Source organism: Mesorhizobium sp. P2_E9, from assembly GCF_056403815.1.
In genome coordinates this window covers 99493-117857 of the sequence record NZ_JBFUET010000010.1, presented here as the reverse complement: position 1 = coordinate 117857, position 18365 = coordinate 99493, and the positions used below count along the sequence as shown (strand labels likewise).

The window sequence follows — 18365 nt, the reverse complement described above, 5'->3', positions numbered from 1 at the left end:
AGAAGGAGAACCGACATGCCAAGCCTCTATCGCCTCCATCATACCGCTTTGTGCGCGGCGGTGTTCGGCATTGCCGCCGTTTCGACGGCCAGTGCCGAGGAGATCATCATTGGTGTTGCGACTGCTCAGACAGGAGTTCTTGCCCCCTACGACCAGCCGGCACTCGCCGGCCTGCGCATGTCGCTCGACGAACTCAACGCCAAGGGCGGGCTCGGCGGCAAATACACTGTCAAATTGCTGATCAAGGACACGCGCTCCGACACGGCGCAGACCGCCACCGTCGCGCAGGAGCTGATCGACGCCGGCGCCAAGATCATGATCACGCCATGCGATGCCGATCCCTCGATTTCCGCCGGCCAGCTCACCCAGCCGCTCGGCATTCCGACCCTGACGCTGTGCGGCTCCGCCCCCGTGCTCACCGGTGCCGTCGGCGACGTCATGTTCGGCACCTATCCGGCCGACAATGTACAGGCGACGGCGGTTGCCGATTTCGCCGTCTCCGAAGGCAAGAAGAAGGTGTTCCTGCTGACCTCGCCGGATTCCACCTACACCGCCAACCTGCCGGAATATTTCGGCAAGGTGTTCGAGAAGAAGGGCGGCGCCGTTGTCGGCCGTGGCACTTTCAGCATGGGCCAGCCCGATTTCTCCGCCGAGATCACCAACATCAAGGGCCTGGCCGACAAGCCGGACCTGATCATGACGGCGGCCTATGAGCCGGATTTCCCGGCCTTCATCCAGCAATTGCGCGGTGCCGGTGTCACCATCCCGGTCTATGGCGCCGATGCCATCGGCACGCCGACCATCAAGGCACTGGGCAAGCTGGTCGACGGTGTCGTCTACACTGCGGCCGGCTATGCCGAGCCGGGCAGCAAGCTCGAGGCCTTCAACGCCGCCTTTACCAAGTATGCCGGCCACGCGCCGGAATCGACCTATGAAGTCAATGGCTACGAGATCGGGCTGATCCTCGACCAGGCGGTGAAGACGGCCGGCTCCGGCGAACACAAGGCGATCCGCGACGCCATCGCCAACCTCAAGGATTTCGAAGGCATCACCGGCAAGATCACCTATGCCGGCACCAACCGCATGCCGCTCAGGCCCGTGGCGCTGATGCGCTACGAGGGTGGCGAGGCCAAGCATGTCGAAACCCTGATCCCCGACGCCGCCGACGTTCCGGTGCCGTGATGTCATGCTGAGCGTCGAAGCCCTGAATATCCGCTACGGCGAAGTCGAGGCGGTGCGCCGCGTTGATCTCACGGTCGACAGCGGCGAGATCATCGCGCTGGTTGGTGCCAATGGCGCTGGCAAGAGCTCGACGCTCGGCGCCGTCGCCGGGCTGGTGCCGGCAGCATCCGGCAAGGTGGTGTTCGATGGTGTCGACATCACCGGCCTGACACCGGAGGCGATCGCGCGCAAGGGCGTCGCGCTGGTTCCCGAAGGCCGCCGCATCTTCGCCAGCCTGACGGTGGCCGACAATCTGCGACTCGGCGGTGCGGTGCACCAGCCCGTCGCCGAGGCGAGGGTGCGCGAGGAGGAGATGCTGGAGCTGTTCCCGATCCTGCGCCGCTACCACCGGGTCAAGGGCGGCAACCTGTCCGGCGGCGAACAGCAGATGCTGGCGATTGCCCGGGCGCTGATGGGCAAGCCGCGCATGATCCTGCTCGACGAACCCTCGCTCGGCCTTGCACCGCAACTGATCGACACCGTCTTCGACCTGGTCGCCGAATTGCGCCGCAAGGGCCTGACCATTCTTCTGGTCGAGCAGAATGTGGCGCTGGCGCTGGAAATCGCCGACCGCGCCGTCGTGCTCGCCAATGGCGAGGTCGTGCTGTCGGGCACGGCCAAGGAACTCGCCTCGTCGGACCTCGTCCGCCAGGCCTATCTGGGAGCTTGAGAAGCATGGTCGCGCAGCAGATCATCAATGCGGTCAGCCTCGGCGGCGTCTATGCGCTGCTGGCGCTCGGCCTGGCAATCGTCTTTTCCATCGTCGGCCTCATCAACTTCGCCCATGGCGAGCTGATGACACTGTCGGGCTATGCGCTTCTGGCTTCGCTGGTGCTCGGCTTTCCTTTCCCGGTGGCCGTGCTTGTCGCCGTGTCCTGCGGCGCGCTTGCCGCCGTCGCCATGGAGCGGATCGCCTTCCGGCCGATGCGCGGGGCCAGCGTCACCAGTCTTCTGTTGACCAGTTTCGCCGTATCCAGCCTTTTGAAAGTCGTCTTCCAGAACGGCATTTCGGCCCGGCCGCAAGCCGTCGCCATGCCCGGCTGGATGACCGGCGCCTTCTCCTTCGGCGATTTCACCATCGGCGTTGGTCCGAGCATCTCCATCGTCGTCTCGGCGCTGGCGCTGATTGCGCTGGAAGTCTTCCTGCGCCGCTCGGTGACCGGCACGGCGATGCGCGCCGCGGCGGAGGATTTCGACGTCGTGCGCCTGATGGGCATTCCGGCCAGTCGCATCATCGCGACCGCCTTCCTGCTCTCAGGGCTGCTGGCGGGGCTGGCGGCGATGCTGTGGGTGGCGCAGCGCGCCTCGGTCGATCCGCTGATGGGTTTTACGCCGGTGCTGAAGGCCTTCATCGCCGCCGTCGTCGGCGGGCTTGGCAGCCTGCCCGGTGCGGTGGCCGGTGGCTTCCTGCTCGGCATCATCGAGGTGCTGCTGCAGGCGACGTTGCCGGCGGCGATCGCGCCCTATCGCGACGCCATCGTGCTGTCGGGCGTCATCGCCGTGCTGCTGCTGCGCCCGCAAGGCCTGATCCCGGCGGTCCGGGTCCAGCGTAGCTAGAGCATGATCCCGAAAAGTGGGAACCGGTTTTCGGATAAGATCATGCTCAAACAAGAAGATATCTCATGTACAGCAAGCCGGAATTCGCGCCTCTATCGCGCGACGACGTGTTCGGCCTGATCGAGGCGGCCGCCGTTGCAACGGTGGTGACATCGGGACCGCAAGGGCTCGTGGTTTCACATCTGCCGTTCGTCCTCGACCGCACGCGCGGCGAAAACGGCACGCTGGTTTCGCATCTCGCCAGGGCCAATCCGCAAAGCGCCCTGATTGCGGAGGGCAGGGAAACGGTCGCGATCTTCCAGGGGCCGCATGGCTACATCTCGCCGTCCTGGTATCCGCGCAGGCCAGTGCGCGACAGCGCGCCGACCTGGAATTTTGCCGTGGTGCATTGTCATGGCCGGCCGGTGCCCGTCGAGGACCATGGCACCGCCCGGCATTTGCTGCAGCTGGTCGACGTGCTGGAGAAGGATCGCGACGACCGCTGGCGCATGCGCGAACTCGGTCCTGGCGGCATGGAGCGGCGCATACCGCATATTCTTGGCTTGGACCTGCCGATCGAGCGGCTCGAAGCCAAGTTCAAGATGGGGCAGGATGAGCGCCTCTACGACACGGCCGGCGCGATCGGTGCGTTGGAGCAAAACGATCCGGCGCTCGCCGCGATGATGAAGGCGCACAACGCGCATCGCAAGGCCTGACCGGCGCGTCGGCAAGGAACTCGACATGCTGGCCGATCCCGACGAGCCGCGCGACCTCTTCGGCATGCTGTTGAGGGCGGCCCAGCAGGGCTGAGGGCGCCAATGGGGTTGAGGGGCGCGCGCGCCCAGCGCCGGTCTGATCGCGATCATCATCCACTTGCCCATGCGAATGGAAAAATTGTTCGTCACGGTCGCAACGAAGGGCTGATCGTTTCTTTCCCGGCAATCTGAAGTCGATGAGACTTGCGCACGTTGATGGCGGCTTCGGTCGCGAAAAAGTGCCTGCATGTTCAATCGGCTGGGTTTTTCGGGCGGAGATTTCAAGCAACGCCCTGAACGCGCCAGGAAAGGAGCCTGATATGCCCAGAATAGTGCCTGTGCTCGATCTGAGCCGTCTTGAGCAAGGCGCGTCGGAACGCCGGACATTTCTGGCGGACTTGCGCTCCGCTTCGCGCGACATCGGCTTTTTCTATCTGGCCGGACATGGCATCTCCTGGGCGGAGATCAGCGAGGTGCTCACCGCGTCGCGCCAGTTCTTTGCCTTGCCGGAGGCCGACAAGCTTGCAATCGAGATGGTCAAGTCCTCGCAGTTCCGCGGCTACACCCGCGCCGGTGGCGAACTGACCAAGGGCAAGGAGGACTGGCGCGAACAGCTCGATATTGGCGTCGAGCGCCAACCCATCGCGCAAGGGCCGGGAGTTCCCGCCTGGACGCGGCTGCAGGGACCGAACCAGTGGCCCGCGGCGCAGCCGGATCTCAAGCCGGCGCTGCTCGGCTGGCAGGCTAAGGTGACGGCCGTGGCGATCCGGCTGCTGAAGGCCTTCGCGCTGTCGCTCGATCAGCCGGAGGATGCTTTCGACCCGATCTACAGCGCAGAGCCCAATCATCGCATGAAGATCGTGCGCTACCCCGGCCGCGATGCGACTGGCGGCGACCAGGGTGTCGGCGCGCACAAGGATGGCGGTTTCCTCACCTTGCTGCTCCAGGATGACAATAAGGGACTGCAAGTCGACTATGACGGTACCTGGGTGGATGTGGACCCCATTCCCGGCACGCTCGTCGTCAACATCGGCGAATTGCTCGAACTCGCCTCGAATGGCTTTTTGCGCGCAACCGTACATCGTGTGGTGACGCCGCCCGCCGGCGTCGAGCGCATTTCCGTGCCGTTCTTCTTCAGCGCAAGGCTCGATGCGACGATACCGCTGCTTGGCCTTTCCGAGGAATTGGCGGCGCAGGCGCGCGGACCCGCCAGCGATCCGGACAATCCGCTGTTTCGCGATGTCGGAACCAATGTGCTGAAAAGCCGGCTGCGCTCGCATCCCGACGTCGCGCGGCGTCATTATGCCGATCTGCTCGAAAGGGAAAGCCGGGTTGGCTGAGCCTTGGGCTAAGAAAGGACAAGATTTTTGCCATCCTGGCCAATTTTTAGAAAATCATCCGTCGTACCTGGCCGAGAATCGGTTCAAAATAGAAAAATCCGTTCGGTGTTTTCCTCCCATTTCGCCGAGCGGTGTTCCCCTCTGAAGGTTACGACCTTCTTTTTGGCCGGGCCGTTTTCGCGCCCGGCCTTTTTCTTGGCTTGTGCGTTGCCGTCGCCGTGCTGATCCGGCAAGTTTCCATACCGCTCATTCGCCAGCCATCGACCGCAGTCCCGTGGAAAGAAGGAGAAATCTCATGACATCCAATGTCGCCGTCATCGCCGGTGCGGGCTCCGGCCTGAGCGCCTCGCTGGCGCGCCTTCTCGCGAAGGAAGGGTTCAGCGTCGTTCTGGCCGCGCGCAACATCGAGAAACTCGGTGCATTGCAGGGCGAGACCGGTGCGCAGGCCGTGGCAACCGATGTCTCCGATCCCGCATCGGTCGAGCGTCTGTTCGATGTCGCCGACAAGGCCGGCACGCTTTCGCTCGCCGTTTTCAATGCCAGCGGACGTGCCCGTGGGCCGATAGCCGAGCTCGATCCCGAGGCGGTCCGGCAGGCTTTGCTGGTTGGGGCCTATGGCGGGTTCCTGGTCGGCCAGCAGGCGGCCCGACGGCTGGTGGCTCTGGGCTCGGGTTCGATCCTCTTCACCGGGGCGACGGCTAGCGTGAAGGGGTTCGCCGGCTCGGCCGGTTTTGCGATGCCGAAATTCGGCTTGCGCGGGCTGGCCCAGTCCATGGCTCGTGAGCTGGCGCCGAAGAACGTCCACGTCGCGCATTTCATCATCGACGGCGGCATCGCTTCTGGCGCGTCTGGGCAGGAGTCCGGGCCGCCGGATCGCCGTTTGTCACCGGATGCGATCGCCGAGGCCTATCTTTCCATCCACCGCCAGCACCGCAGCGCCTGGACCTGGGAAATGGAGCTCAGGCCCTGGGTCGAAACCTTCTGATGGGGTGCGCGGGGGTGCGACTTTGGTGCAAGCTGTGGGCACCGTTGGGAGGAGTCGACATTGGATGAGGATATCACTATATACCGGCGGCTTCGCTGGCTCGCGCCTGGAAGCGAAACGTCAAAAGGCGGCTGTAGCGACAGCCATTGAGATTACTAAACGGACTGAAAGCCGTAAAAGGTAGAAGCAATTGCTCGGAGCGGGCCAGATCCCGCCAACGGTACAGTCCTTCAGAATCAGAAAATGTTTTTCACCCCTCGATTTCCTTCAGCTCTGTGGACCTTGGACGGCATTGACTTGCCGGGTGGCCGCGACTCGGCTGGAATGGGAGAATGCATCCTTTACGGGATGCCGACGTTTATGATTACCAACCGGCTTTGCCGCCAGGGAACAGCAGTATGAGTGAACACGCGATCGAGTTCTTGCGGGGATGGATCGGCGAAAAGGTCCATTGCCAGTCCCAGGCCAGGATCGACAAGCAGGCCGAGACATTGGCCAAGGAATGCGCCGCCAAGGCGGCAGAGGTCGGCATCCCGCTGGAGGACATCCAGGAAGAAGTCGGCGATATCCAGGAACTCATTGCGTCCCGGCTCGAAGAAGCGGCCGAAGCCGACGAGCACCAGCAGGCCTCCAGCAGGGCCGCGGAATAGATTTCAACGGCCACTCGGTTTGAATGCGCGGGCCCTTCGGCCCGCGTTTTCGTCTCAGCCGAACTTTTCTTTCAGCCCGAACTTTTCTTTCAGCCAAGTCTTCGGCAGCGCCGGCACGAAATTGCCGTCGCGCCCGGTCATGTCATCATTGGCGGCCAGGGCGTTGAGGATCGATTCCTCTACCGCCTGGATCACGGCATCGAAAAATGGATCGATGTCGGTGTCGGGGATGAAATCGGCATTGGCGATCCGGCCCGACGGCGCCAGCGCCGCGGCAGGGTTGGCGGTCGAGAAGGCGATAAAGATGTCGCCTGAGCTGTGATAGCCGAAGCCGCCGGTCATGGCGACGCCAAGCGGTACGCGGCGGGCCAGCCGCTTCATCTGGTGCGGCAGGAACGGCGCATCGGTGGCGACGACAGCGATGATCGAACCCTTTTCGGCGCGTGGCGTGCCTTCGCGGATCGCCGGCTCCGCGAGTTCGAGCCCGGCGCGCAGGCCACGAAGGGTAAAATTGCGCCGTTTGCCGAAATTCGACTGCACAAACGCGCCGACCGTGTAGGAGTTTCCCTGCCACCCGACGATGCGCGATGCCGTGCCCGAGCCGGCCTTGAAGCCGAAGGTGATCATGCCGGTGCCGCCGCCGACGCTGCCTTCCTCGATCGGTCCGCTGACCGCACCGTCAAGCGCCTGGGCCACGTGCTCAAAGGTCAAATGGTGGCCGTTGATGTCGTTGAGAAAGCCGTCATAGGTCTCCGCCGCCACCGGCAGGCCCCAGCCGCTGTCGAGCGCCTCCGGCAACACACGTTGCATCCAGCGCAGCGTGCCGTCCCGCGAAACACCGCAGGAATGCGTGTTGGTGATGGTGATCGGGAAGTTGAAAGCGCCGGTTTCCTCGACGATGTGCGAGCCGGTCAGCTCGCCATTGCCGTTCTGGCTGAAAATGCCGGCGAAGACCGGCCTGGCCAGATCAGCAAGTGGCCTGGGCAGGATCGCGGTGACACCGGTGCGCACCGGTCCCTTGCCGACGACCAGGGCGCCGTCGCCTGAAATCAGCGTCGCATAGCCGACCGCGACGCCGGGCACATCGGTGATAGCGTTAAACGAGCCTGGCGTGCCGTCAAAACCGATGCCGAAGCTTCGGGCGCGCGGTTTGCCTGACGGCGTTTTCAGGTGATGCGAACTATCGGTCATGGGGCGTCTCAGAATAGGGAGCCTTGGTTGCCAGGTTCCTTGGTCTTGGTCGCAGGCCTCACAGCCGGCTTCGGCCGCGCCGTGCCACTGGTTGCGACAGCATCTGCCGTGCCGTCGGCGAACTCCAGTGAAAGCGCCATCCCCGATGCCACGTCAGCCGCCTGCTTGATGACGGCGCCGTCAGCATCCTTCACCAGCGCGAAGCCGCGCGCCAGGACGGCCTTGTGCGAAAGCGTGGTCAGCAGGCGCTCGGCCTGGCTCAACTGGCCGCGCAGGCGTTCGAGCCGCAGCGATATGACCCGGTCCTGCCGCCTGGCGAGCGCCGCCAGCGCGTCCCCTTGCAGTTTCTGCCTGCGTACGATCGGTGCAGGCGACAGCCGCGTCGCGGTGCGCGCAAAGCGTGCGCGGCGTTCGCGCACGATGGCAAAGAACGCCGCCTGTGCGCGGGCGAGATCGCGGCCGGTCAGCGTGCGCGCCTCGTTTATGCGCCGCGACAGCGTGGCCGGCGTCAGCCTTTGGCCTTGGAGCCGTGCCCGCTTGCGATCGACGCTGACGGACAGGCCACGGCCGAGCCTCGATGTCGCCTCGTCGAGGCGTCGGCGCGGCAGCGCCAGCAATTGATCGGGCGAGGGCAAAGCGCGCGCCGCCGCCCGGGCGGCCTGCCGCTTGCGTTCGAAATTGCGCAGCACCGCGGCCTTGAGCCGCGCGCCAAGGCTGGCCAGCGTCGCTTCGAGGTCGGCCTTCACCGGCACGGCGATTTCGGCCGCGCCCGTCGGTGTCGGCGCCCGCACATCGGCGACGAGGTCGATCAGTGTCCAGTCGGTTTCGTGGCCGACCGCCGAGATCACCGGAATGCCCGAGGCAGCAACGGCGCGGGCCAGCGCCTCGTCGTTGAAACCCCAGAGGTCCTCAAGGCTGCCGCCGCCGCGCGCGACGATCAAGAGATCGGGGCGCTGGATGGCGCCGTCCCAGGCCAGTGCGTTGAACCCGGTGACGGCGTTGGTCACTTCCGTGCCTGACGTCTCGCCCTGCACGCGCACCGGCCAGACCAGCACATGCAGCGGAAAGCGGTCCTTGATGCGATGGATGATATCGCGGATGACGGAACCGGTCGGCGAGGTGACGACGCCGATGACGCGTGGCATGAACGGCAGCCGGCGTTTGCGGCCGGCATCGAAAAGCCCTTCCGCCTGCAGCCGGCGCTTGCGCTCTTCCAGCAGCGCCATCAGCGCGCCGGCGCCGGCGGGTTCCAGATTGTCGATGACGATCTGGTAGTTGGACTTTCCGGGATAGGTGGTAAGCTTGCCGGTGGCGATCACCTCCATCCCTTCCTCGGGGCGGAATTTCAGCCGGCTCATCGTGCCTTTCCACACCACGGCGTCGAGCCGGGCGCGGTCATCCTTCAGCGCGAAATAGGCATGGCCGGAGGAATGCGGGCCGCGATAGCCCGAGATTTCGCCGCGCACCCGCACATTGCCGAAGACGTCCTCGACCGTGCGCTTCAGCGCGCCGGAAATCTCGCTCACCGTGTACTCGGTGGCGTTGGTGCGTGATTCGGATGCTGCGTCGCTCATGGGCCGATTGGGGGACGGTTAGGCCCCCGCGTCAAGGCGCCAGTGCCTGCCCAAATGTTATAACGCGATCTTAAGGCTGCTTTGGTTGACTGGCGCCCAACGAAGCTGGCCAAGGACGCATGAGCGCACGCGCACATCGCAGCCCATTGACGTATCAGGTCACGCTGACCGTGCTGGCGCTTGCCGCTTTTGCACTGGTCATGGTCGTGGGCTTCGGCTTCTATGCCGCCGTGCAGGCGGACCGCGTTTCGTTGGAGCGCCAAAAGATCTTCTTCGCCAACGGCTTGCAGGACCAGATCGCCGCCGTCGGGCGCGAGCAGGAAAGTGTCTCGGTCTGGGACGATTCCGTCACCAATGCCAAATCAGGCAACCAGGCGTGGATGGCCGAAAACCTCAGCGTCTGGATGTATTCCTACTATGGGCACAACCGGGTCTATGTGCTGGATGATGTCAACCGTCCGATCCACGCCATGCAGGAGGGCAAGGTGGTGCCGGCTTCCGTCTATGGTGCGGATGAGCCCGCGCTGCTGCCGACCATCGAGAAGCTGCGCCAGCTGATCGCCCAACCGCCGAAAGAGAACGCATCCGGGCGCCCGGCCAAAATGGTCGCCGAGGACCTGGTGTCGCTTGACGGGAAACCGGCCGTCCTCAGTGTCATGCCGCTGGTGCCGAGTTCGGATCGGGTCACCCAGGCCCCGGGAAGCGAATATCTGCATGTCTCGGTGGAGTTCATCAACGCTGCCGTCATCGGCAAGATCGCCGAAAAATATCTGCTCGACGGCGCCCACCTGCTGCCTCTGTCGCAATCGGTCGGCTCGGCTGCCATTCCGCTGATGGATTCGCGCGGTGTCATTCTCGGCTATATCGGCTGGGATCAGGAGCGCCCGGGTCTGACACTGATACGCAAGGCCGGCCCGGCATTGATCGCCGGCATGCTGCTTGCCGCCGGTGCGCTGGCTTTCCTCTTGCGCCGCCTGCGACGGACATCGCTGGCGCTGCAGACAAGTCAGGCCGACGCACAGTATCTCGCTTTTCATGATACGCTGACGGGGCTCCCCAACCGGACGCTTTTCGAGGATAGGCTGCGACGGGCCTTGCTCACGACCGGGCGCGATACCGCAAGGACGGCGCTGCTCTATCTCGACGTCGATCGCTTCAAACATGTCAACGATACGCTCGGTCATCCCGCCGGCGACGAACTCGTGCGCCAGACGGCGGCCAGGCTTCAGAGGACGATCCGCGAAATCGATACGGTGGCGCGGCTCGGCGGCGACGAGTTCGCGATCATCCTGGTCGATATTCGCGACACCAGGGTAGCCGAGGATATTTCGGAACGACTGCTGCGGAAATTGCAGGAGCCTTTCCGGCTGATGGACGACCAAGTCTTCGTCAGCGCCAGCATCGGCATAGCCTTGGCGTCGGGTCCAAAAGTCGATGCCGACGATCTGCTGCGCAAGGCCGACATTGCGCTCTACGAGGCCAAGAAGAATGGCCGCGGTCGCTATCAGGTCTTCGCCGGTGACATGGACGACCTGTTGCTGCGCAAGCGCAAGGTCGAGAACGCGCTCCGCCGCGCGCTCCGTGGCGGGACCGAGATCAAGCTGGCCTATCAGCCGATTTTCGCCGCGGACGGCAGGACAATCGTCGGGGCCGAGGCGCTGATCCGCTGGGCGCATGAGATCCATGGCGCCCTGCCGCCGCAACAGTTCATCGCCATTGCCGAGGAACGCGGCATGATCGGCGAGCTTGGCCAATGGGTGCAGCGCGAGGCCTGCCGCTTCGCAGCCAGTACGCAATTGCCGTGGGTGGCCGTCAACGTCTCACCGCTGCAGCTGCGCGACGCAGGTTTTGCCGGGCAGGTCGCGTCGATCCTCGCCGAGACCGGCCTGCCGCCGGCGCGATTGCAGCTCGAGATCACCGAAAGCGTGCTTCTGGAAAATAGCGACACGACTAGGACGGCTCTGGAGGCCTTGCGCCGATCGGGCGTTGGCGTGGTGCTCGATGATTTCGGCACCGGCTATTCATCGTTGAATTACCTGCGCCGTCACCTCATCGACAAGCTCAAGATCGACCGTTCCTTCGTGCGCCTACTCGACGAAGACTCCAGCTCCGCCGCGATCGTCAAGGCGTTGATCGACCTGGCGATAGCGCTCGATGTCGAAGTCACCGCGGAGGGCGTCGAGACCGAGGAGCAAAAGGCGCTGCTCGTCGGCATGGGCTGCCATCAGTTGCAGGGTTATCTGCTCGCGCCGCCGATCGAGCCTGCCCAGTTGCTGCTCTTGCCTGGCCTGTCGCCCATTCAGAGTGGACCAGCGTCGATGCGCGCGTAACTCTGCCTACCAGCCCGGCAGGATCTGGTTCGGCTTGGTCCGCTTCATCTTGGCGAAGGCGAGGGCCGCGAAGTCGAACGTTCCCGTCTCCTCACCGAGCGGCACCGAGATGTTGTCCAGGCTTTCCGAGATGTGGCGGGCAAGCGCATCGACGATCTCCGGCCGTGAGGTCTGCCCGCGCATGATGCCGATGCGGCAGTCGGGCAGGGCGCCGAAGCCGTCGGCCTCGCCCAGCACCCGCATGCCGGGCCTGAGCGCGCATTCCGGCAGCACCGAGATCGCCAGGCCCGAAAGCACGGCAGCGGTGATGACGGTCGCCGAGAAACTGGTGAACAGGATGCGGTAGTCGCGGTTCTGCTGATCCAGCACATCGACGGCAGCGCGCCGCCAGATGCAGTTCGGCCGGCCAAAGGCCATCGGTAGCGTCGCCTGTTCATGCGTCGCATGGTTGGCCGAGCTGACCCACAGCAGCGGCTCGCGCCGCACCACTTCCGACTGGCCGCGCACATCGTTGTGCGTCACCAGCGCCAGGTCGAGGTTGCCGCGCTTGATATGCTCGACCAGCCCCGGCGTCGGCTCGCAGATGACAGTCAGTTCGACGCGGGGATTGGAGCGGGTGAAGCGTGCCATGATCTCCGGCAGGAAACGGTCGGCATAGTCGTCCGGCGTGCCGATGCGGATCGTGCCTTCGAGCCGCTGGTCGTCGAAGGCGGCGAGCGTCTCGCGGTTGAGGTAGAGCAGCCGCCGCGCATAGGAGAGCAGCTTGTCACCCTCCTCCGTCAGCCGGTTGCTGCGCCCCTCCTTCTCGAACAGCGGCTTGCCGATCCGCTCCTCCAGCCGGCGCATCTGCATCGACACCGCCGACTGGGTGCGGTGCACCTCTTCGGCTGCCCGCGTGAAGCTGCCGGTATCGGCGATCGAGATGAAGGTTTGCAACTGATCGAGATCGAGCGGCGCTTTCATCGGCATGATCCATCACCAGTGTTGATGCTAAAGATTAGAAACATTCGTTGGATTAATCAATCGGCTGATGGCAAATTGGCATTGTCCACATGAAGGCATGTGAATCGAAGCCGGAACGGCCGCTGTGCCCAGCGCCGATCGTCGGGTTTTGTCCGTTCGAGTCTAAAGGAGACCGACAATGACCACGTTTGATTTCGCCACCGAGACCTCGCGCATCACCTCGCGTCCGGCCGTTGCGACGCGCGTGGCCAATACCGTCTCCAACGTTTACCGCGCCTGGAAAAATCGCCGCGCCTTCTATCGCCTTGGCGAGATGTCGGATGCCGAGCTTGCCGATATCGGCCTGACACGCGCCGACCTGCATGTCGCCATCGATGTGCCGTTCGGCCGCGACCCGACGGTGATCTTGCGTCAGATTGCCAGCGATCGCGTGGAAACGATCGAGGATCTCGCCCGCCAGGTGGCCTGATTGATTCAGTTTCGGTTCTGTTGAACCTTTCCAAGGCTCAGCGCGACCAAGGATTATGCAGGCTCCCCACTCCCTGCCGGTTCCCCGCCGGCCTGCCTGCACGCTGCCCGGTCCTCCCAAGGACCGGGCTTTTCTTTTGGAGCCGTGCGGCCCTGCCTACCGCCGATCCATGTCCCGCTTGAACTGGTCGAAGATCGTTTCCACGCCCTTCTGGTAGTCGTCCCGCTGCTGGGCGCCGGTCTCGAACATCTTGCCGAAAATATCGTCGAACGGGTTCCTCGGCCTGCCGCTTGGGTTGGTCTGCGGCTGCGGCGCCTGGCGCTGTTGCGGTGCCTGAGGTTGCGGCGCCGGCTGGCCGCCGGGCATGCCGCCGCCGCGCAGCATTTCTTCGAAGATTTTCCCAAGCGGGTTGTCGCCGTAGGGGCTTTGCGTCTGTTGAGGTTGAGCCTGGCCTTGCGGCTGCGGTGTGCCGCCGCCGAACATGTCCTGCAAGACTTTGCCAAGCGGATTGTCCATCGGGGACTGCGGCGGTGCCTGGCGCTGTTGTGGCGCCGGCGCCTGCATGCCGCCTTGCCGCATCATCTGTTCGATGATCTCGCCCAGCGGATTGTTACCACCGCCGAAGCCGCCAGCGGCCTGCATCTGACCTGTCGTCTGCTTGAACAGTCCGCCCATCACCATCGATGCGATGGCGGGCAGCATCTGCTGCAGGACCTGCTGGCTGACGCCGCTTGCTTGCGCTGCCTGGCTGGCGACGGCGCGCGACAGGTCCTTAGAGCCGAACAGATGCCCGAGAATGCCGTTGCCTTCATCAACGCCTTGCGGCGAGAAGGCGCGGGTCGCGTCCTCGAAATATTTGGCGTGCTGGCCGCTTGCCATCGCCGTCATGAAGGCGCCGAGCCCGTAAGGATCGGCGGTGTTGCGCTGCAAGCCCTGCGAAAAGGCCGGCAGCAGTGCTGCCACAGCCGCCTGTGTCTGCTGCATCGAAAGCCCATATTGTTGGGCAAGCGCCTGCATGCCGTTGCCGTTCTGGGCCTGCGTCAGCATGTCGAACAAGGTAGGCATCGGCTTCTCCTCCTGAATTCCTCGGAGGAGAGCCTAATTCGTTTCAACGCTCGATTGAAGCGGCTTTTGCCGCTCGCTATGGCTCGCGGTTAATAGGCGTATTCCATGAACACCGGCTCGATCGAGCCGCCCCAGCGCGTGTGGTAGGCGGAAAGCATCTCCTCGGCGCTGGTCGTGCCGCGCGCAACCACTTCGTCCAAAGTGTTGAGGAACGAGGTTTCGTCATACCCGTCGCGGTTTTTCTTGCCGCGGTTCTTCAGCCCGGTGCGCGAAATGGTCATGACGTCGCGTGCGATCTCGCGCAGCGTGGTGTTGCGGAAGGGCGCGCCAATGCCGAGCTCCGGCACGGCGTTGCGCATGGCCAGCACTTCCTTGTAGGTCCAGCTTGCGGTCAACGCCTCGGCAGCGTCGAGGGCGGCCTCGTCATAGAGCAGCCCGACCCAGAAAGCCGGCAGCGCGCAGATGCGCCGCCACGGGCCGCCATCGGCGCCGCGCATTTCGAGGAAACGCTTCAGCCGCACATCGGGGAACAGGGTCGACAGATGGTTCGCCCAATCGCCCATGGTCGGCAGCCCATCCGGCACTTCATTGCGCGCGGCTCCGGCCATGAACTGGCGGAAGGTGATGTGCGTCATATCGTGATAGTGGCCGTCGCGGATGACGAAATACATCGGCACGTCGAGCGCCCATTCGACATAGTCGGCGAAACCGAAATCGGGTGAGAAGCAGAATTCGAGCAGGCCGGAGCGCTGGTTGTCGGTGTCGCGCCAGATGTCGCCGCGCCAGCTCTGCAGTCCGTTCGGGTGGCTCTCGGTGAACGGCGAGTTGGCGAACAGCGCCGTCGACAGCGGCTGCAGCTTCAGCGACACCTGCATCTTGCGGCGCATGTCGGCCTCGCTCTCGAAGTCGAGATTCACCTGGATCGTGCAGGTGCGGTACATCATGTCGAGGCCCTTGGTGCCGACCTTGGGCATGTAGCGGGTCATGATCTCGTAGCGCGACTTCGGCATTTTCGGCGTCTCGGCCAGCGACCATTTCGGGCTGCCGCCGAGGCCAAGGAAGCGAATACCCATCGGCTCGGCGATCTCGCGCACCTGCGCCAGATGCGCATTGCCCTCGCGGCAGGTCTGGTGGATGGTCTCCAGCGGCGCGCCGGAAAGCTCGAACTGGCCGCCGGGCTCCAGCGAAATCGCGCCTTGGCCCGTCGGCTCGACCAGGCCGATGATGCGGCCGTCGTCCATGATCGGATCCCAGCCGAGCTTGTGCTGCATGCCTTCGAGGATGGCGCGGATGCCGCGCTCGCCGCCATAAGGCACCGGCGCATTGCCATCGACATAGAAGGGGAATTTCTCGTGCTCGGTGCCGATGCGCCATTTGTCGCGCGGTTTGTTGCCTTCGGCCAGGTGCTCGACGAGTTCGTCGATGTGTTCGATCGGCCGGAAATCGGTTGTGTCGCGCGCCATGGTTCAGCCCTCAGAGGCGGTCGGACGACCGCCGGCGGTAAATGGACGAAATGTCAGCAGCCGATCAAGCGAAAAATCCTGAGCCACAGGTCAAGAGGAATTGAATGCTACGATCGGGACCGCCTCTTGCAAGAAATCACCTCTTACCAGTCTCCGACAGTTGCCTGGATCACCGCAAGTGCCGCGACAGCCGCCGTATCGGCGCGCAGGATGCGTGGGCCGAGTGGAATGGCGGTCACGAAGGGCAGGGCTCGCAGCATCTTGCGCTCGTCATCGGAAAAGCCACCCTCCGGCCCAACCAGCAGCCCCAGCCTCCTTTCCTTTAACTCCTGCAAGGCAGGCAGCGGATTGTTGGTCGAGGCGTCCTCGTCGCAGAAGATCAGCCGGCGGTCCTTGTCCCAGCCGGTCAGCAGGCGTTCGAACTTTTCCGCCTCACGCACCTCCGGCACCGCCAGGATGCCGCATTGTTCGGCCGCCTCGACGACATTGGCGCGCAGCCGATCGATGGACGGCTTGGCCACTTGCGTGTGCTGGGTGATGACCGGCTGCAGGATGCCCGCCCCCATCTCGACCGTCTTCTGCACGAGATAGTCGAGCCGCCCCTGCTTTAGCGGCGCGAAACAGTAGATGAGGTCGGGTAGTGGCGGCTGCGGCCGTTGCAGCACCAGCACTTTCAGCCGCACCGCTCTTTTTGTCTTTGCCGCGATGGCCGCCGACCATTCGCCGTCGCGGCCATTGAACACCAGGATTTCGGCGCCTTCGCCCAGCCGCAGCACATGCAGGAGATAGTGGCTCTGCTGCTGGCCGGCGTCGAACTCGATCTCCGGACCGAGATCGTCAGGCACGAACAGGCGTTGCATCTTGTAATTGGCGCGCATGGCCGAGGAATGAGCGAGCCGACCGCCGGCGTCAAGCCTCGGCAGACGGATGCCACACCGGTCGAAAGCCATGCCGCAGGACGTTGAGCGTTGTCGCTGGCGTCAGCAGTACAAGCGCCTTGTCCTCCAACTGGCCCAGGTTGACGGGTGGGTGATATCCGGCAAAGGACCATCGCAATGCCTTGCCGTGGCGCAAGGCATAGGCGTTGCCGCCAGTAGCGATCACCGCGCCGTCTGGCAGGTCGGCCAGCTCGTCCATTGCCACAGCAGGACGTTTGCCACCGGAAGCCAGCCGCTCCTTGTGCAGCCGTTTGTCGACTTGGGGCGCACGCGGCTCGGCAATGGCGAAGGCTTTGCCGAAGCGGCCGACAAAATCCCTGGCCCGTTCGCGCTGGCAAAAGAAGCAGGGGCGGTGGCCTGCTGCCAATGCCGTCACCTCGTCGAGGAAGAACAGCTCGGTCCAGCCGGCCTTGCCGCCGGCGCGGTTTCGACCCATCGGCTCGCGCCGCACATTGCGGAATTGGCACACGCAGATGATCCAGGCCTGCAGCGCCCAGCGCTTTTTCAGCAGCGTCTTCGTTTCGGGATCATGGATGATGCCGCGATTGCCGGTGAACAGCCCGCGCTCGGGCACGGCATGGATGGCGCCGAACGGATCAACCCGGTTCTGCAGTGGCATAGTTTTCTCTCCGAACGCGCATCTTGGCTGCAATGTGGGCGGCATGATATCGCTCGTCCCGTCATTTTCATGTCAGCAGGGTTTTGCGATGCGGGTGCTGGTGGTCCAGAACTACGACAATACCGGCCTCGGTCAGGTTGGTGCCGCCCTTGCGGAAGCCGGTGCAGATCTTGATGTGCGCCTGCCCTACAAGGGCGATCTGCTGCCTGAGGATGCGACGGGACACGATGCGATGGTGGTGCTCGGTGGCGGCCAGAATGCGCTGGCCGACGATGAATACCCCTATTTCCCGGCGCTGCTCGAACTGACCCGCGATTTTGCCGGCAAGGACCGCGCCGTGCTCGGCATCTGCCTAGGGAGCCAGCTCGTCGCCCGCGCCTTCGGCGGCGAGAACCGCATTGGCGGCGCCAAAGAATTCGGCTGGCACGGCGTTTCGCTGACGCCGGACGCCAAGGCCGATCCGGTGCTGGGCGCCCTCCCGGAAAAGTTCCCGATCTTCCAGTGGCACGACGACACCTTCGTGCTGCCGGAAAACGCCGTGCGGCTTGCCGGCAACGATGTCGCCGAAAACCAGGCGTTTCGCGTCGGCCGCGCCGTTTATGGTTTCCAGTTCCATTTCGAGGCCGACCGGCCGATGGTGAAGGACTGGAGCACCTCCTTCGCACCCACCATCGCCGCGCGGCATCCCGACTGGGCCGGCCAGCTCGATGGCGAAATGGCCCGCAACGGACCCGACGCTGATGCCGCCGGTCTGGCCATAGCCCGCGCCTGGGTAGCCACGATCTAAGAGCCTGCCCTCGCGCTCCGCGTGGCATAATTGGCACGCAGCCGTGAAACCGGTTGGGGAAAACCCCTTTCATCCTTGGCTTGTGTCCGGCCGCCATCCTAGAAGGCGCGCGCTCTGCATTGGCTGTGCAACCGGGATGAACCTTTTGTGTGACCCGTGCGACACACCGTCGATACAGAACGCGCTTAGAAGCGCGAAATCGTCGAAACTTTGAAGCGAATTCTCCGTTTCAACGCATTGGTAACCGCCTGGTGCACAGATGCAGCAAGCTCAACAAGAGATGACGTCCGTGAAAGCAGCGCTTCTGTCCTTTGCCATGTTGTCCGCCATCGTGCTGTGCGGTCTCGGTATTTATTCCGCCGATGCGGCCAACAACCACAACGCCGTCGACGGCTACGGCGTCACCGCCTCGCTTCGCTAGAGCTGTTCACCGTTTCACAGAAACGGCGAACCACTCTAACTCTTTGTTTTGACGCAAT

Annotated in this window: 19 protein-coding genes; 11 read left to right on the top strand and 8 right to left on the bottom strand. The window is 64.0% G+C overall.

Features of this window, described 5'->3' with window-relative positions; all coding sequences use genetic code 11:
- Positions 1 to 15 precede the first annotated feature (15 nt).
- The 5 genes from AC1D05_RS19645 (at position 16) to AC1D05_RS19625 (ending at position 4852) form a co-directional block, all read left to right on the top strand.
- Positions 16 to 1182, top strand: coding sequence for an ABC transporter substrate-binding protein (locus AC1D05_RS19645; RefSeq protein ID WP_477443113.1), 1167 nt, complete (start codon positions 16 to 18; stop codon positions 1180 to 1182).
- A gap of 4 nt (positions 1183 to 1186) precedes the next feature.
- Complete coding sequence (locus AC1D05_RS19640; protein ID WP_477443112.1) at positions 1187 to 1891, top strand: ABC transporter ATP-binding protein; 705 nt, start codon at positions 1187 to 1189, stop codon at positions 1889 to 1891.
- 5 nt (positions 1892 to 1896) lie between these two features.
- Positions 1897 to 2778, top strand: coding sequence for a branched-chain amino acid ABC transporter permease (locus tag AC1D05_RS19635; protein ID WP_140774912.1), 882 nt, complete (start codon positions 1897 to 1899; stop codon positions 2776 to 2778).
- 65 nt (positions 2779 to 2843) lie between these two features.
- The gene (locus tag AC1D05_RS19630; RefSeq protein ID WP_477443110.1) at positions 2844 to 3473 is read left to right on the top strand and encodes an FMN-binding negative transcriptional regulator; all 630 of its coding nucleotides are present in this window, start codon (positions 2844 to 2846) and stop codon (positions 3471 to 3473) included.
- A gap of 359 nt (positions 3474 to 3832) precedes the next feature.
- Positions 3833 to 4852 carry an isopenicillin N synthase family dioxygenase gene (locus tag AC1D05_RS19625; RefSeq protein ID WP_477443108.1) on the top strand — a complete coding sequence of 340 codons (1020 nt, stop codon included), beginning with the start codon at positions 3833 to 3835 and terminating at the stop codon, positions 4850 to 4852.
- An 83-nt stretch (positions 4853 to 4935) separates the two neighbouring features.
- Here the strand turns inward: AC1D05_RS19625 and AC1D05_RS19620 are convergent, their stop codons facing one another.
- A complete protein-coding gene (locus AC1D05_RS19620; protein ID WP_477443106.1) occupies positions 4936 to 5085 on the bottom strand; it encodes a hypothetical protein in 150 nt (49 codons plus the stop codon).
- Positions 5086 to 5147: 62 nt separating this feature from the next.
- On the opposite strand from AC1D05_RS19620, the gene AC1D05_RS19615 reads away from it, so the two are divergent.
- Both AC1D05_RS19615 and AC1D05_RS19610 read left to right on the top strand, forming a co-directional pair.
- Positions 5148 to 5837, top strand: coding sequence for an SDR family NAD(P)-dependent oxidoreductase (locus AC1D05_RS19615; protein WP_477443105.1), 690 nt, complete (start codon positions 5148 to 5150; stop codon positions 5835 to 5837).
- 398 nt (positions 5838 to 6235) lie between these two features.
- Complete coding sequence (locus tag AC1D05_RS19610) at positions 6236 to 6487, top strand: hypothetical protein (protein ID WP_477443103.1); 252 nt, start codon at positions 6236 to 6238, stop codon at positions 6485 to 6487.
- A gap of 54 nt (positions 6488 to 6541) precedes the next feature.
- On the opposite strand, the gene AC1D05_RS19605 is transcribed toward AC1D05_RS19610, so the two are convergent.
- Together AC1D05_RS19605 and xseA are read right to left on the bottom strand one after the other, a co-directional pair.
- Positions 6542 to 7678, bottom strand: a complete 1137-nt coding sequence (locus AC1D05_RS19605; protein WP_477443101.1) for a DmpA family aminopeptidase — start codon at positions 7676 to 7678, stop codon at positions 6542 to 6544.
- A gap of 8 nt (positions 7679 to 7686) precedes the next feature.
- The gene (gene xseA, locus AC1D05_RS19600; protein ID WP_477443099.1) at positions 7687 to 9252 is read right to left on the bottom strand and encodes an exodeoxyribonuclease VII large subunit; all 1566 of its coding nucleotides are present in this window, start codon (positions 9250 to 9252) and stop codon (positions 7687 to 7689) included.
- 119 nt (positions 9253 to 9371) lie between these two features.
- On the opposite strand from xseA, the gene AC1D05_RS19595 reads away from it, so the two are divergent.
- Complete coding sequence (locus tag AC1D05_RS19595) at positions 9372 to 11582, top strand: bifunctional diguanylate cyclase/phosphodiesterase (RefSeq protein WP_477443097.1); 2211 nt, start codon at positions 9372 to 9374, stop codon at positions 11580 to 11582.
- A 6-nt stretch (positions 11583 to 11588) separates the two neighbouring features.
- Here the strand turns inward: AC1D05_RS19595 and AC1D05_RS19590 are convergent, their stop codons facing one another.
- The gene (locus AC1D05_RS19590; protein WP_477443348.1) at positions 11589 to 12545 is read right to left on the bottom strand and encodes a LysR substrate-binding domain-containing protein; all 957 of its coding nucleotides are present in this window, start codon (positions 12543 to 12545) and stop codon (positions 11589 to 11591) included.
- A 178-nt stretch (positions 12546 to 12723) separates the two neighbouring features.
- Here AC1D05_RS19590 and AC1D05_RS19585 point away from each other — a divergent pair, with 178 nt between their 5' ends.
- Positions 12724 to 13014 (top strand): DUF1127 domain-containing protein, encoded by a 291-nt coding sequence (locus tag AC1D05_RS19585; protein WP_172233599.1) that lies wholly within the window; start codon positions 12724 to 12726, stop codon positions 13012 to 13014.
- Between the two features lie 156 nt (positions 13015 to 13170).
- On the opposite strand, the gene AC1D05_RS19580 is transcribed toward AC1D05_RS19585, so the two are convergent.
- The 4 genes from AC1D05_RS19580 to AC1D05_RS19565 all read right to left on the bottom strand — a co-directional run bounded on the left by AC1D05_RS19580 (position 13171) and on the right by AC1D05_RS19565 (position 17099).
- The gene (locus AC1D05_RS19580) at positions 13171 to 14079 is read right to left on the bottom strand and encodes a DUF937 domain-containing protein (RefSeq protein ID WP_477443095.1); all 909 of its coding nucleotides are present in this window, start codon (positions 14077 to 14079) and stop codon (positions 13171 to 13173) included.
- An 89-nt stretch (positions 14080 to 14168) separates the two neighbouring features.
- A complete protein-coding gene (locus AC1D05_RS19575; RefSeq protein ID WP_477443093.1) occupies positions 14169 to 15542 on the bottom strand; it encodes a glutamate--cysteine ligase in 1374 nt (457 codons plus the stop codon).
- Between the two features lie 143 nt (positions 15543 to 15685).
- The gene (locus AC1D05_RS19570) at positions 15686 to 16420 is read right to left on the bottom strand and encodes a 16S rRNA (uracil(1498)-N(3))-methyltransferase (protein WP_477443346.1); all 735 of its coding nucleotides are present in this window, start codon (positions 16418 to 16420) and stop codon (positions 15686 to 15688) included.
- Between the two features lie 31 nt (positions 16421 to 16451).
- Positions 16452 to 17099 carry a hypothetical protein gene (locus tag AC1D05_RS19565; protein ID WP_477443091.1) on the bottom strand — a complete coding sequence of 216 codons (648 nt, stop codon included), beginning with the start codon at positions 17097 to 17099 and terminating at the stop codon, positions 16452 to 16454.
- Positions 17100 to 17187: 88 nt separating this feature from the next.
- On the opposite strand from AC1D05_RS19565, the gene AC1D05_RS19560 reads away from it, so the two are divergent.
- On the top strand, positions 17188 to 17886 hold the full coding sequence (locus AC1D05_RS19560; protein ID WP_477443090.1) for a type 1 glutamine amidotransferase: 699 nt from the start codon (positions 17188 to 17190) through the stop codon (positions 17884 to 17886).
- A 289-nt stretch (positions 17887 to 18175) separates the two neighbouring features.
- Positions 18176 to 18307 carry a hypothetical protein gene (locus AC1D05_RS19555; RefSeq protein WP_257784452.1) on the top strand — a complete coding sequence of 44 codons (132 nt, stop codon included), beginning with the start codon at positions 18176 to 18178 and terminating at the stop codon, positions 18305 to 18307.
- Positions 18308 to 18365: the final 58 nt, after the last annotated feature.

Bases quoted from the DNA above. Each gene is read 5' to 3' on its own strand.
- AC1D05_RS19630 (WP_477443110.1), top strand. From the start codon at position 2,844: ATGTACAGCAAGCCGGAATTCGCGCCTCTATCGCGCGACGACGTGTTC.
- AC1D05_RS19580 (WP_477443095.1), bottom strand. From the start codon at position 14,079: ATGCCTACCTTGTTCGACATGCTGACGCAGGCCCAGAACGGCAACGGC.
- AC1D05_RS19635 (WP_140774912.1), top strand. From the start codon at position 1,897: ATGGTCGCGCAGCAGATCATCAATGCGGTCAGCCTCGGCGGCGTCTAT.
- AC1D05_RS19590 (WP_477443348.1), bottom strand. From the start codon at position 12,545: ATGAAAGCGCCGCTCGATCTCGATCAGTTGCAAACCTTCATCTCGATC.
- AC1D05_RS19625 (WP_477443108.1), top strand. From the start codon at position 3,833: ATGCCCAGAATAGTGCCTGTGCTCGATCTGAGCCGTCTTGAGCAAGGC.
- AC1D05_RS19585 (WP_172233599.1), top strand. From the start codon at position 12,724: ATGACCACGTTTGATTTCGCCACCGAGACCTCGCGCATCACCTCGCGT.
- AC1D05_RS19560 (WP_477443090.1), top strand. From the start codon at position 17,188: ATGCGGGTGCTGGTGGTCCAGAACTACGACAATACCGGCCTCGGTCAG.
- AC1D05_RS19615 (WP_477443105.1), top strand. From the start codon at position 5,148: ATGACATCCAATGTCGCCGTCATCGCCGGTGCGGGCTCCGGCCTGAGC.
- AC1D05_RS19575 (WP_477443093.1), bottom strand. From the start codon at position 15,542: ATGGCGCGCGACACAACCGATTTCCGGCCGATCGAACACATCGACGAA.
- AC1D05_RS19595 (WP_477443097.1), top strand. From the start codon at position 9,372: ATGAGCGCACGCGCACATCGCAGCCCATTGACGTATCAGGTCACGCTG.
- AC1D05_RS19645 (WP_477443113.1), top strand. From the start codon at position 16: ATGCCAAGCCTCTATCGCCTCCATCATACCGCTTTGTGCGCGGCGGTG.
- AC1D05_RS19565 (WP_477443091.1), bottom strand. From the start codon at position 17,099: ATGCCACTGCAGAACCGGGTTGATCCGTTCGGCGCCATCCATGCCGTG.
- AC1D05_RS19640 (WP_477443112.1), top strand. From the start codon at position 1,187: ATGCTGAGCGTCGAAGCCCTGAATATCCGCTACGGCGAAGTCGAGGCG.
- AC1D05_RS19610 (WP_477443103.1), top strand. From the start codon at position 6,236: ATGAGTGAACACGCGATCGAGTTCTTGCGGGGATGGATCGGCGAAAAG.
- AC1D05_RS19605 (WP_477443101.1), bottom strand. From the start codon at position 7,678: ATGACCGATAGTTCGCATCACCTGAAAACGCCGTCAGGCAAACCGCGC.
- xseA (WP_477443099.1), bottom strand. From the start codon at position 9,252: ATGAGCGACGCAGCATCCGAATCACGCACCAACGCCACCGAGTACACG.
- AC1D05_RS19570 (WP_477443346.1), bottom strand. From the start codon at position 16,420: ATGCGCGCCAATTACAAGATGCAACGCCTGTTCGTGCCTGACGATCTC.